Source organism: Aestuariimicrobium sp. G57 (assembly GCF_050110855.1).
Classification (GTDB): Bacteria; Actinomycetota; Actinomycetes; order Propionibacteriales; family Propionibacteriaceae; genus Aestuariimicrobium.
In genome coordinates this window covers 55,972-68,180 of record NZ_JBNINW010000001.1, presented here as the reverse complement: position 1 = coordinate 68,180, position 12,209 = coordinate 55,972, and the positions used below count along the sequence as shown (strand labels likewise).

Sequence of the window (12,209 nt, the reverse complement as noted above, 5' to 3'; positions counted from 1 at the left end):
TGGGTATGACGTTGTGCTGTGATCCGGGCTGTCGTGATCTGAGCTGTTCGTGATCCGTGCTGCAGTGACGACACTAGGCGACACCACCGACAAAACGCTTCGCCCAACCCCCTGCCTGTGGATAACCCCGGCTGGCCCTCCGCGTCCTGCAGCCAACACCCTACCGAACATGCGTTCGAATCGTCCAATGTCCGCCCAGCGTGTCCGCCCTTGCAGTGCAGCAGTTCGACGGCTCGTCGCCTCAGCGTTCACGAAATGGCAGGTCCAGCGCCTGCCACACGGCGCGCCAGATCTTCTTGCCATCGACACCGGCGGCCAATGCCTCGGCCACCGTCCGTCCCCCCAGCGCCGACAGGCTGTACTGGTCGGCCCAGCTGCGGGCATAGTTCGCACCCAGATGCCGCTCGAGCCGCTGCCACAGTTCCGCTTCCCGCACCCCGGAATCCTACAACCGCCCTCCGGCGCCGGTTGGCTGCGCCGCGCACCCACGAAATTGTCCGAAGGTGGTGACAGCATGTGTGCCATGACCAGTGCACCCGACGACGTCCTGCAGACGTTCAGCGAGCCCGTCCGGGCCTGGTTCAGTGACGCCTTTGACGCGCCGACCCAGGCGCAGGTGTCCGCGTGGCGTGCCATCGATCAGGGACAGCACTGCCTGCTGGTCGCACCCACCGGCTCGGGCAAGACCCTCGCCGCGTTCCTGTCCAGCATCGACCGGTTGAGCACCCGCCCCGACGTCGAGGTGGCCCGCCAACGTGCCGCGCGAAAGGTGCAGGTGCTCTACATCTCGCCGTTGAAGGCGCTGGCCAGCGATGTACAGCGCAACCTGACGGCACCGCTACGGGGTGTCGAGCTCGCCGCGCAACGGTTGGGCGTGGCCTCGCCGGGCATCACCGTCGCCAGCCGCTCAGGTGACTCGACAGCGGCAGAACGCCGCCAGCTCGTGGCACATCCCCCCGACATCCTGATCACCACACCCGAGTCGTTGTTCCTGCTGCTGTCGAGCCAGTCCCACACCATTTTCGACGAGCTCACGACGGTGATTGTCGACGAGGTCCACGCCCTGGCCGGCACGAAGCGGGGTGTGCACCTGCAACTGTCACTCGAACGCCTCGAAGCGCTGGTCGGTCGACCATTCCAGCGGATCGGGCTCTCGGCCACCGTCAACCCGCCCGGGACAGTCGCACGCTTCCTGGCTGGTGGCCGCAACGTGGCGGTGTTGCAGCCCGGCTCGGCCAAACAGTGGCAGCTGTCCGTCCAGGTGCCCGTCGAGGACATGACCGACCTCAGCCTGCCTTCCGACGATGGCGCGACCGACCCGAATCGTTCCATCTGGCCCTTCCTCGAGCAACGGCTGTTCGAGTTGATCACGGCCCACCGCACCACGCTCTGCTTTGTGAATTCCCGGCGGGTGGCCGAGCGGCTGACGGCGCACCTCAACGAGTTGCACGCGATCGACCTGGGCGCCGACGACCCCGGTGATGTGCCGCCCCCCGCCCGGGTCATGGGGCAGTCCGGGGCGTCGGCAGGCTTCGAGGGCACCAATTTCCCGGTCATCGCCCGCGCCCACCATGGTTCGGTGTCCAAGGAACGACGCACAGAAATCGAGAGTGACCTCAAGGCCGGACGGCTGCCCTGCGTCGTCGCCACGTCGTCGCTCGAGCTGGGCATCGACATGGGCAGCATCGACCTGGTGGTGCAGGTGGCGTCGCCGCCGTCGGTCTCATCGGCACTGCAGCGGGTCGGGCGCGCGGGCCACCAGGTCGGTGCCGTCTCACGGGGCATCATCCTGCCCACCCACCGCAGTGACCTGCTCGAGTCGGCGGTGGTCACCCGCGAAATGCTGGCAGGCCACATCGAACCCGTCCACGAACTGCGCAACCCGCTCGATGTGCTCGCCCAGCACCTGGTATCGATGGCAATCGACACCCCCGTCACGGCAACGTCGGCATTCACCCTGGTGCGCCGCTGCCAGGCCTTCGCCGAGCTGACCCGGCCGGTCTTCGACGCCGTGCTCGACATGCTGACGGGCCGCTATCCCAGCGAGGACTTCGCCGAGTTGCGACCCCGGCTCGTGCATGACCGGGCCACCGACGAACTGCGGGCACGACCGGGGGCGCGTCGCCTCGTCACCACCAGCGGCGGCACGATCCCCGACCGCGGGCTGTTCGGTGTCTTCCTGGTCGGCGAGCCGGGCACCCCCGGGCGGCGTGTCGGTGAACTCGACGAAGAAATGGTGCACGAATCGCGGGTCGGTGACGTGTTCACGCTCGGCACGTCCAGCTGGCGGATCGAGGACATCACACCGCACCAGGTGCTGGTCTCCCCCGCGGCAGGTGCCCCCGGCCGGCTGCCGTTCTGGAAGGGCGATTCGGCCTGGCGACCGTCCGGGCTGGGGCGCGCCATGGGCGCGTTCACGCGAGCCATCGAGGCGCAGCACGAGCCGGCCGAGGTGGGCGAAACGCTCGCCCTGCTCGATGAACCCGCCATCACGAACCTTCGTGCCCACCTCACCGAACAGCGCCGGGCCACGGGCGTGGTGCCCAGCGACTCGACGCTGGTCGTCGAGCGGTTCCGCGATGAGCTCGGCGACTGGCGCGTGGTGCTGCACTGCCCCTGGGGGGCTGCCGTGCTCACGCCATGGGCCCTGGCCGTCGAAGCCACCGCACGGGGGCGCTATGGGCCCGAGGTCAGGGCCTGGGCTGCGAACGACGGCATCGTGATCAGCGTTCCCGATCTCGATGACCCGCCCGGGCTCGAACTGCTGGTCGCCGACCCCGACCAGGTGGCTGCCCTGGTCACTGATGAGGTCTACGGCTCGGCGCTGTTTGCCGCCCGTTTCCGTGAGTGCGCCTCTCGCGCCCTGCTGCTGCCCCGTCTCGACCCCGGACGACGCACGCCCCTGTGGCGCCAGCGTCAACGCGCCCACCAGCTGCTCCAGGTCGCCAGCCGCCACCAGGACTTCCCGATCATCCTCGAGACGCTGCGCGAATGCCTCGAGGACGTCTTCGACATGCCAGGCCTCGTGGAACTGCTCGGTGCCATCGCCGCCAGGCGCGTCCGGGTGGTGCTCTGTGAGACCGAACGCCCCTCACCGTTCGCACGCAACCTGATGTTCGGCTACGTCGGCGAGTTCCTCTATGACACCGACCAGCCGCTGGCCGAACGGCGGCTGGCAGCCCTCAACGTAGATGCCGGGTTGCTGGCAGAGCTGCTCGGCCGCGATGGCACCGAGACACTGCTCGACCCGACGGCCATCGCCCAGGTCGAGGCAGACCTGCAGCGCACGTCCCAGGGCGCACGGGCCTCGACGGCCGAGCAGCTGTGGGACGTGGTCCGCACGCTGGGGCCGCTCACCGCCGAGGAATGCGCCGAGCGTGCCGAACCGGGGGCGGCCACCCACTGGCTCGCCGAGTTGCTGGCCGCCCGCCGGGTGGCAGCTGTCCGCATCGCCGCCCAGCAGTTCTATTGCACCGTCGACGACCTGGGGCTGGTGCGCGACGCGTTGGGGGTGCCTTCACCGCCCGGCTACGGCGACGTCCCCGGTCCCGGCGCACAGGCCGCCCTGGCCCGGCTGGTGACCCGGCAGGTGCGCCACCGCTGCGGTGTGCGTGCCGACGACCTCGCCGCACGCTGGGGACTCTCTGCTGCCACAGCACACCAGCTACTCCTGCACCTGCAGCCCGAACTCGGCCTGGTCGTCTTCGACGACACGTGGTGGCACCCCGACGTGGTGGCCCGGGTGAAGCGTCGCACGCTCGCGCTGCTGCGCTCCGAAGTCGAGCCGGTCGAGCAGCCCCAGCTCGCCCGCTTCCTGATCGGCTGGCATGAGCTGGACGAACCGGGCTCTGGGCCCGATGCCCTCGCGGCCACCGTCGATGCGCTCGCGGGGTGGCCCATCCCGGCCTCGATGCTCGAGTCGTTCGTGCTGCCTGCCCGCGTGGCCGACTACCAGCCGCACCTGCTCGACCAGGCGATTGCCGGCGGCGAGGTGGTCTGGTGCGGCACCAGCGCGATCGGCACTGGCGACGGGTGGCTGGCGCTGTGGCCAGCCGACATGGTGGTGCTGCCACCGGCAGACGCCGACACCCCGGCGATGGGCGAGCGGGCCACCTCGCTCGCCGCCCGGCTGGCCGGCGGTGGTGCGTGGTCGTTGGCCGAATTGTGTGACGGCCTGCCCACCGGCGAGGACGTTGACGCCCTGTGGGAGCTCGTCTGGCGTGGCGTCGTGACGGCCGACAGCCTGCAGGCGGTGCGCGAACTGGGCAGGTCGACCCGGGGACAGAACCAGCGGGGCGCCCCAGCCCTCCGCTCGCCCCGCCGCCCGCGGATGCAGCGCCGCAGCCTGCCTCGTCCGGGTCGCCTGGCCGCACCGACCCTGCCCGGGCGCTGGTCGCTGGTACGAGCGAGCAGCGCATCCCAGCCCGACGCCACCGCGACCGTCGAAGCCGTGCAACAGGCGACCATCGCACTGCACCGGCACGGCGTGCTCACCCGGGGTGCCGTCACCAGCGAACCGTTCTGGACGAGCTTTCAACCCGCCTACCGGGTGCTGGCGCAGCTGGAAGACCAGGGCGCCGTGCGCCGCGGCCACATCGTCGACGGGCTCGGTGCCGCCCAGTTCGCACTCCCCGGCGCCATCGACCGGCTGCGGGCCATGCCGTCGGACCCCGCCCAGCCGCCCGTGGTGCTCGCGGCCTGCGACCCGGCGAACCCGTACGGCGCCGCCCTGCCCTGGCCCCCCACCCCGGGGCACCGCCCCAGCCGCAAGGCCGGCGCGCTGGTCGTGCTGCATGATGGCCATCCGGTGCTGTTCGTCGAGCGTGGCGCGCACACCCTGCTGAGCTTCGAATCCCCGAGCCCGGACACGTTGGCCCGTGCACTCGCTGCGCTGGCCGACTGCGTGCACCAGCGCCGGGTGAGCCAGATCAGCATCGAACGCTGGAACGGTGTCGACGTGCTGGGCGACCGGCACTTCGGCCCGCTGCTCGAACAGGCCGGCTTCAGGATGACCCCGCGTGGCTACCGGGTGGTGCCCACCGCCTGACGAGGTGGGCTGAGCGTATTGCTGGACGCAGTGCACGAGTGAGCAACATGCGTTCAGCGCTTCCACTCATCGGGTGAGCGGACTACGATCACTTCATCCGCCCGACCTGATTCACCGGAGCATCAGTGCCTGACACCCCTTCCCCTCAGTCCCCGTCCGCCGTGCGCTCGCACCGCATGGTGAGATTGCTGCAGCTGGTCTCTGAGCGTGGGGACGTGCAACTGCGCGACCTGGCCCACGAACTGCACGCGTCTGCTGCCACCATCCGCCGCGACGTCGGAACACTGGCCGAGCAGGGGCTGCTGGTCCGCACCCACGGCGGCGCCACCGCGCTGCCCACGGGCGGCGAACTGCCGGTGAACCTGCGCGACGGGCGCAACCAGCTCGCCAAACGGGCGATCGCCAGGGTTGCGGTCGAGCAGTTGCCGCGGGGCAAGCATGCACTCGCCATGACCGGTGGCACCACCACCACCGAGGTGCTCCGGGCCCTGGACCACCGCCGCGACCTCACCCTGGTCACCAACTCGGTCGGCCTCGCCATCGAGGCAGCGGCCCACGGCCAGAACCGGGTGCTCATCGCCGGCGGCATCCTGCGCGCCACCTCACTCGAACTTGTCGGATCGCTCACGGAGTCGACCTTCCGACAGATCAACGTGGGCACGGCGATCGTCGGCTGCGATGGGGTCAGCGTGCAGGGTGGCCTGACCACGCACGACGACGTGGAGGCCGGTACGAACCACACGATGATCGAGAGGGCCCAGCGGGTCATCTGCGTCGCCGACAGCACCAAGATCGGCGTCGTCACGCTCGCACGGCTCGCGCAGCTGACCGACATCGACATGCTGATCACCGATTCGCTGGCCGCCAATGAGGCCGAACTCCAACGCATCCGCAATGCGGGTGTCGACGTCATCGTCGTCGACGTGCCGGACATCACCTGAGCGACCGCGCCGACAACGCAAAACGGCCGCACCCGACGCGCCCATCAGGGCGACGTGGTGCGGCCGCGTGCGTCCGCCTCAACGGCGCACGAATGCGATCAGGCTGCCTTCGCGAGGCGCGTCTTGAGTTCCGCAGCGGCGAGCTTGTTGCCCACCGTCATGAGCAGGGACGACAGCGGCACGTCGAGCGCCTGGCAGATCGAGGCCAGCAGTTCGCTGGACGCCTCCTTCTGCCCACGCTCCACCTCGGAGAGGTAGCCAAGGCTCACCCGCGCGGCGCCGCTGACATCGCGCAGCGTTCGCCCCTGCGCGAAGCGCTCCTCGCGCAGCGTTTCACCAATCAGTTCTCGAACCAGTACAGGCTTCATTCGTCCGCCCCTCTTCCTGCGCCACCCCGGAGTACGCGTGACGCATTCGGCTCAACGCTGAACCGGCCCGGTCCATTCCCGACGCGCGAAACGCCTCTCATGGGCCCCGCGCTTCAGACGCCGCGCAGCAGCTGCAGCACCTCGTCGAACAAGGCCGCCACCGTGCCCCGACGCACAGCTTCGCGGTCGCCCGTCAGCGACAATCGGCGCGCTGTTGTCCCGTTCCTGCCCGCCACCGCGATCCAGACCGTCCCGGCGGGCGCGCCGTCCTGGGGGCCCGGGCCGGCGACCCCGGTGCACGACATCCCGATGGACGAGCCGAGCCGCACACGGCAACCCTCGGCCATGGCGCGCGCCACTGATTCACTGACCACGCCGTCTCGTGCGACCAATTGCTCATCGACACCGGCCAGCGTGGTTTTCAGCTCGGTCGCATAGGTCACCAGCGCGCCGCGCACCGTCGCCGATGAGCCGGGCACCGATGTCAGCGCGGCGGCGGCCAGTCCACCGGTCAATGATTCACAGGCTGCGACCGTCTGCCCGTGGGCCACCAGCGCCACCACGACCTGATGGGCCTGCGCGACGAGGTCGTCCATCGACAGCACCGGCGTCGCTGGCACCGCGGGCTCAGCCCTGACCGTGCTCAGCGCGCCAGGCGGCGCGGTGCCTGCGGGCGGCCCGTACGTAGTCCAGTCCGGTCACGACGGTGAGCACGAACGCCGCGGCCATGAGCAACCAGCCGAGCCACTGCACCACGACGGGCTGCTGCGGCAGCCACGTCAGGTACAGGATGAGTGCGAGTGACTGGGTCAGCGTCTTCAACTTGCCGCCCTTGTTGGCGGCCATCACGAAGTCGTACTTGAGCAGCGACTGGCGCAGCCAGGTGATGCCCCATTCGCGAATGAGGATGATCGCGGTCACCCACCACTGCAGTTCACCGATGATGCTCAACCCGACGAAGGCCATCCCCGTCAAGGCCTTGTCGGCGATCGGGTCCCACAGCTTGCCGAAGTCCGTGACCAGGTTGTACTTGCGGGCGATGCGCCCATCGGCGAAGTCGGTGAGGATCGCGACGATGAACACCAGCGTCGTCCACCACCGCCAGGTCTGGTCGTGGGGGTGCGACAGCAGCATCCACGCGAACACCGGCACCAGCAGCACCCGGATCGCCGTGAGCACGTTCGGCACGTTCCACTGGCTGGGCCTGGTGGCCCCATCGTCCGCCGGGTGCACGTCTGCCATCGCTCAGCCCACCAGTTCGCCGGTCAGGTCGACGCCGTCGGCGTCCACGAGCGCTGCGATGACGAACTCGCCGACCCCGGCGTCACAGTCGGGGATGGTGACCGTGCCGTCGACCTCAGGCCCCTGGAACTCGGCGCGGCCCACGGCCGCTCCCCCGTCGCGGGACTCGATGAGCACCGTGGTCACCTCACCCAGCCGGTCCTCGGCGCGCTGCGCACACAGCTCAGCAGCCAGGTCGGACAGTTCTGCGGCACGCTCTTCGATGACCTCCTGGTCGAGGTGCCCGTCCATGGTCGCCCCCTCGGTGTGGTCCTCATCCGAGTATGCGAACACGCCCACGACGTCGAGGCGTGCCTCGTTCAGGAACCCCTTCAGCACGTCAACGTCCTGCTCGGTCTCACCGGGGAACCCGGCGATCACGTTCGACCGGATGCCGGCGTGCGGCACCTGGCGGCGGATCTGCTCGACCAGCCCCAGGAACGAGTCCGCGTCGCCGAAACGGCGCATGCGGCGCAGCAGCGGCCCCGAGGCGTGCTGGAAGCTCAGGTCGAAGTACGGGACGACCTTGTCGGTCGACACCATGGCGTCGATCAGGGTCGGACGGATCTCGGCAGGCTGCAGGTACGACACGCGAATCCAGTCCAGCCCGTCCACCTTCGACAGGTCACCCAGCAGCTTCTCGAGCAGGCGGATGTCGCCGAGGTCCTTGCCATAGGACGAGGAGTTCTCGCTGACCAGGAACACTTCGTGCACGCCATGGTCGACCAGCCAACGCGCCTCGTCGACAATCTCGTCGGGGGTGCGCGACAGGTACGACCCGCGGAACCGCGGGATGGCGCAGAACGCACACCGTCGATCACAACCGGAAGCGATCTTCAACGGCGCATACGGGCTGTTGCCCAGCCGCTTGCGCAATGTGCGCGGGCCGGTGGCCGGGGCCACCCCCGACGGCAGGTCGGCATGCCCCGGCACCGCGACACCGGCGGCGGCCTCGCGGCGTTTCACCGGGGTGATCGGCAGCAGGGTGCGCCGGTCGCGGGGGGCGTGGGCCTCGAGGTGGCCACCATTGAGGATGGTCGTGAGCCGGTCGGCGATGTCGGCATAGGAATCGAAGCCGAGCACCGCATCGGCCTCGGGCATCGAGTCGGCCAGTTCGCTGCCGTAGCGCTCGGCCATACAACCCACCGCCACGACGGCCTTGGCGCGACCCTGGTCCTTCAGGTCGGCGGCCTCGAGCAGGGTGTCCACCGAGTCCTTCTTGGCCTGTTCGACGAAGCCGCAGGTGTTGACCATCACGGCATCGGCATCTTCGGCCTCGTCAACAAGGCGGAACCCGCCTGCCTCGAGTCGGGCGGCGAGTTCTTCGGAATCGACCTCGTTGCGGGCGCAGCCTAGCGTGACGAGGTGGACGTTGGTGAGCGTGGACATCTGAACCATTATGCGCCACGAGCGCCCTGCGAACCGCATCGAGCCACTCGACCAGCCTCCCGGGATTGCGATACATAGGTTACCTATGTAATCTAGTCACATGTCCACGTCCGACCTTGCCACCGCGCTGATCACTGCGACGGCCCGGTTCAACCGGCTCGTGCGACAGCGCGCCGGCCAGTTCAGCGACACCATCGACACCCCGTCACTGCCCGTCTGGCGGGCGCTGGCGATCTTCGACGAGCACCAGCCGCTGCGGGTGACCGACTTCGCCGCCATCGACCTGGTGAGCCAGCCGACCGCCACCGCCCTGCTGCGCCGCATGGGCGCCGACGGCTTGATCGCACGTCGTCCCGACCCGGACGACGGTCGCGCCTCACTGCTCGAGCTCACCGACGCCGGCCGCGAGGCCCTGCACCAGCACCGCCGCCGCGGCAGCGAGGTGGTCACACCGCTGCTCAGCGACCTGACGCCCGGGCAACTCGCCATCCTCGCCGAGGCGACCACCATCCTGACCGCCCTCATGGACGATCACGCCTGACCCCACCACCCCCAGCAACCCGCTGAAAGGAACACATGAGCTCCACCGGCAGCTTCCTGAAACAACCCAAGGCCGTCTGGGCCGTCGCTTTCGCGTGCGTCACCGCATTCATGGGCATCGGCCTGGTCGACCCGATCCTGCCCGCCATCAGCAACGAGCTGGACGCCTCGCCCAGCCAGGCAATGCTGTTGTTCACCAGCTACCTGGTCATCACCGGCATCGCCATGCTGTTCACCAGCTGGGTCTCGAGCCGGCTCGGGGCCAGGAAGACGCTGCTGCTGGGGCTCGCCCTGATCGTGGTGTTCGCGACCGCTGCCGGCGGCTCGGACACCGTCAACCAGATCATCGGCTTCCGCGCCGGGTGGGGCCTGGGCAATGCGCTGTTCATCTCGACCGCGCTCGCGGCCATCGTCGGTTCGGCCTCCGGTGGTATCAGTGGGGCGATCATGCTGTACGAGGCCGCCATGGGCGTGGGCCTGGCCACCGGTCCGCTGCTGGGTGGACTGCTCGGTGACATCTCGTGGCGTGGGCCATTCTTCGGCACCGCGGCCCTCATGGCGATCGGGTTCCTGCTCATCGCCGTCCTGCTGCCCCGCACCCCTCGTCCGGCCCAGCAGGCCACGCTGACGCAGAGCTTCTCGGCACTCAGGCACCCGGCCCTGCGCACGCTCGCCATGGCCGCCGTGTTCTACAACTACGCGTTCTTCGCGCTGCTCGCCTATGCCCCCTTCCCCGTCGAGGCAGCGGGCGCCGAGGCCGGCCTGCACATCGGCCCACGCGAGCTGGGATTCGTCTTCTTCGGCTGGGGCCTGTCGGTCGCCATCACCTCGGTGCTGGTCGCCCCTGTGCTGATGGCCCGTTTCGGTCGCACGAACGTACTGGTCACCACCATGGTGCTGTTCGCCGCTGACCTGGCACTGTTGGCGCTCTCGGTGCACGATTTCGTCGTGCTCATCGTCGGCATCGCGGCAGGTGGCCTGCTCATCGGTGTGCTGAACACCGTCTTCACGGAGTCGGTCATGGAGGCCACCGACCTGCCCCGTGGCGTCGCCTCCTCGGCATACTCCGGTGTCCGCTTCCTGGGCGGTGCGGTCTCGGCCGGCGTGGCCGGCCCGATCGCTGCCCAGTTCGGTGCCCCTGCACCGTTCCTGGTCGCCATCGTGGCGCTGGCCGCCTCATGCATCGTGCTGGCGGTCAACCGTCCCCACCTGCACCGCATCGACCAGCACCTGGTCGAGACCCCCGCGGACGAGGCCATGGCGATCAGCGTCGGCGACGCCTGAGCGGCAGGGTTCACGCCAGCAACTCAGGCCAGCGACACCGTGCGTTCCAGTCCGTCCGAATCGGTCCACGTGACGCTCGGGGTCGCCTCGGCCGGGCCCACCACCAGCGCCATCCACACCCCCTCACGCCCGAGGGTGCGCCGCAGTTCGACCGTGGCATCCCGGGGTTGGACGAGTGTTGGCCGCGGCTGCTGGGGGCCCTCGAGGCAGTACACACGGATGCCGCCGCGGAAGCGCACGATCTGCGGTGTCCCGGGCCGGGGCACCCCGGCGCTGGCCAGCTCCCGGTCATAGGCCGCAGTCAGCCGGTCGGTGAGGTAGGCCCAGATGTCCAGCATGCCGAACCGCACCCCACGGGCAGTTCCCGAAGGCCACTCGGTGACCACTCCCGAACTGAGTCCCCGCACGACGGCGGGTGGCGGCGTGTCGGCGTCGATCAGGGCCACACCGATCGACTGCTCCCCCAGCGACCGCTGCCGCATGCCCCACACCCTCCCCTGGCCGGCATCCAGGTGCAGGAACTGTGAGACGCCCGAGGTGACGAGCACGAGGTGCTCGCGCCAGTTCCACGGGTTCACGGCCCGGGCCATCTGGTCCCCAGCACCCAGCGGCAGCTGGGCCAGCACCCGACTGCCCCAGACCACCCGTGCGTGGTCGTGGGGGAATGCCCGGACCACCTCGATGGTCACGGCCGCGCGTGCCGTCAGCTGCACCGTCCAGGCTTCGACCACCCGTTCAGCCCGGCGCCCCCGCCACACGGTGGGCGTCGGGGTCGGCGAGGTCGCCGCGTCACCGGGTTCGGCCCCGGCCCCCAGGATCAGTTCGCGCGTGCCCCAGGCACCCAGGCCCAGCCCGGCCAGCGCGAGCGCCCCCACGATCACCCCGCGCCGAGTCCGCCGGTGGGTGAACTCGTCGGCCACTGCGTCCTGCGAGACCCGCACGCTCGGCCAGCCCTTGTCCTTGATCACGTCGAGGTCGGCCAGCGTGGCGTCGCGCTGCCGGCTCCACCGGGCGACCAGTTTCGTGCGCACCTGGCGCCGTGCGCCGTCCTCGTCGGACGGGCGGAAGCCGGGGCGCATGTCGGCGTAGGCATGTTCGACCAGCGACGCGGCCCGGCCGGCGTCGCCCGTCAGCAGGAAGGCCAGCCGCGAGGTCTCGTCCGCCGTCCGCGCCACGAACTCCTTGAAGTCCGCATCGACGTCCTTGCCGAAACCATCCGCGTCCTCGGCGATGTTCCCCGGGGCAAGCTCGTCAAGCTCGTCCTCGGCGAATTCATCGTCCGACGGCCACATCCCCAGGCCGGTACCCCGGTAGGCACCCATGCATCACAGTGTAATTCTCGTCACAATCCGTGCCTAC

Annotated in this window: 10 protein-coding genes; 4 read left to right on the top strand and 6 right to left on the bottom strand. The window is 69.6% G+C overall.

What is annotated here, in order from left to right; genetic code table 11:
• Positions 1–241: 241 nt before the first annotated feature.
• Positions 242–436, bottom strand: coding sequence for a DUF3046 domain-containing protein (locus tag ACQCX5_RS00325; RefSeq protein WP_434540039.1), 195 nt, complete (start codon positions 434–436; stop codon positions 242–244).
• Between the two features lie 87 nt (positions 437–523).
• Here ACQCX5_RS00325 and ACQCX5_RS00320 point away from each other — a divergent pair, with 87 nt between their 5' ends.
• Together ACQCX5_RS00320 and ACQCX5_RS00315 are read left to right on the top strand one after the other, a co-directional pair.
• A complete protein-coding gene (locus tag ACQCX5_RS00320) occupies positions 524–5,047 on the top strand; it encodes a DEAD/DEAH box helicase (protein WP_434540038.1) in 4,524 nt (1,507 codons plus the stop codon).
• A 176-nt stretch (positions 5,048–5,223) separates the two neighbouring features.
• Positions 5,224–5,988, top strand: coding sequence for a DeoR/GlpR family DNA-binding transcription regulator (locus ACQCX5_RS00315; protein WP_434540037.1), 765 nt, complete (start codon positions 5,224–5,226; stop codon positions 5,986–5,988).
• Positions 5,989–6,086: 98 nt separating this feature from the next.
• Here ACQCX5_RS00315 and ACQCX5_RS00310 read toward each other — a convergent pair whose 3' ends face one another.
• From ACQCX5_RS00310 to rimO, 4 genes are all read right to left on the bottom strand, one after another.
• On the bottom strand, positions 6,087–6,356 hold the full coding sequence (locus tag ACQCX5_RS00310) for a helix-turn-helix domain-containing protein (protein WP_434540036.1): 270 nt from the start codon (positions 6,354–6,356) through the stop codon (positions 6,087–6,089).
• Between the two features lie 113 nt (positions 6,357–6,469).
• Complete coding sequence (locus tag ACQCX5_RS00305) at positions 6,470–6,952, bottom strand: CinA family protein (RefSeq protein WP_434540689.1); 483 nt, start codon at positions 6,950–6,952, stop codon at positions 6,470–6,472.
• Between the two features lie 31 nt (positions 6,953–6,983).
• Positions 6,984–7,598, bottom strand: a complete 615-nt coding sequence (gene pgsA / locus ACQCX5_RS00300; protein WP_434540035.1) for a CDP-diacylglycerol--glycerol-3-phosphate 3-phosphatidyltransferase — start codon at positions 7,596–7,598, stop codon at positions 6,984–6,986.
• 3 nt (positions 7,599–7,601) lie between these two features.
• Entirely contained in the window at positions 7,602–9,035 is a 1,434-nt protein-coding gene (gene rimO, locus ACQCX5_RS00295) for a 30S ribosomal protein S12 methylthiotransferase RimO (RefSeq protein WP_434540034.1), read from the bottom strand.
• Positions 9,036–9,126: 91 nt separating this feature from the next.
• On the opposite strand from rimO, the gene ACQCX5_RS00290 reads away from it, so the two are divergent.
• Positions 9,127–9,567, top strand: a complete 441-nt coding sequence (locus ACQCX5_RS00290) for a MarR family winged helix-turn-helix transcriptional regulator (RefSeq protein ID WP_434540033.1) — start codon at positions 9,127–9,129, stop codon at positions 9,565–9,567.
• A gap of 35 nt (positions 9,568–9,602) precedes the next feature.
• Positions 9,603–10,850: an MFS transporter gene (locus ACQCX5_RS00285; protein ID WP_434540032.1), complete on the top strand. Its 1,248-nt coding sequence runs from the start codon at positions 9,603–9,605 to the stop codon at positions 10,848–10,850.
• 23 nt (positions 10,851–10,873) lie between these two features.
• On the opposite strand, the gene ACQCX5_RS00280 is transcribed toward ACQCX5_RS00285, so the two are convergent.
• Positions 10,874–12,172, bottom strand: a complete 1,299-nt coding sequence (locus ACQCX5_RS00280) for a hypothetical protein (RefSeq protein WP_434540031.1) — start codon at positions 12,170–12,172, stop codon at positions 10,874–10,876.
• Between the last annotated feature and the right edge of the window lie 37 nt (positions 12,173–12,209).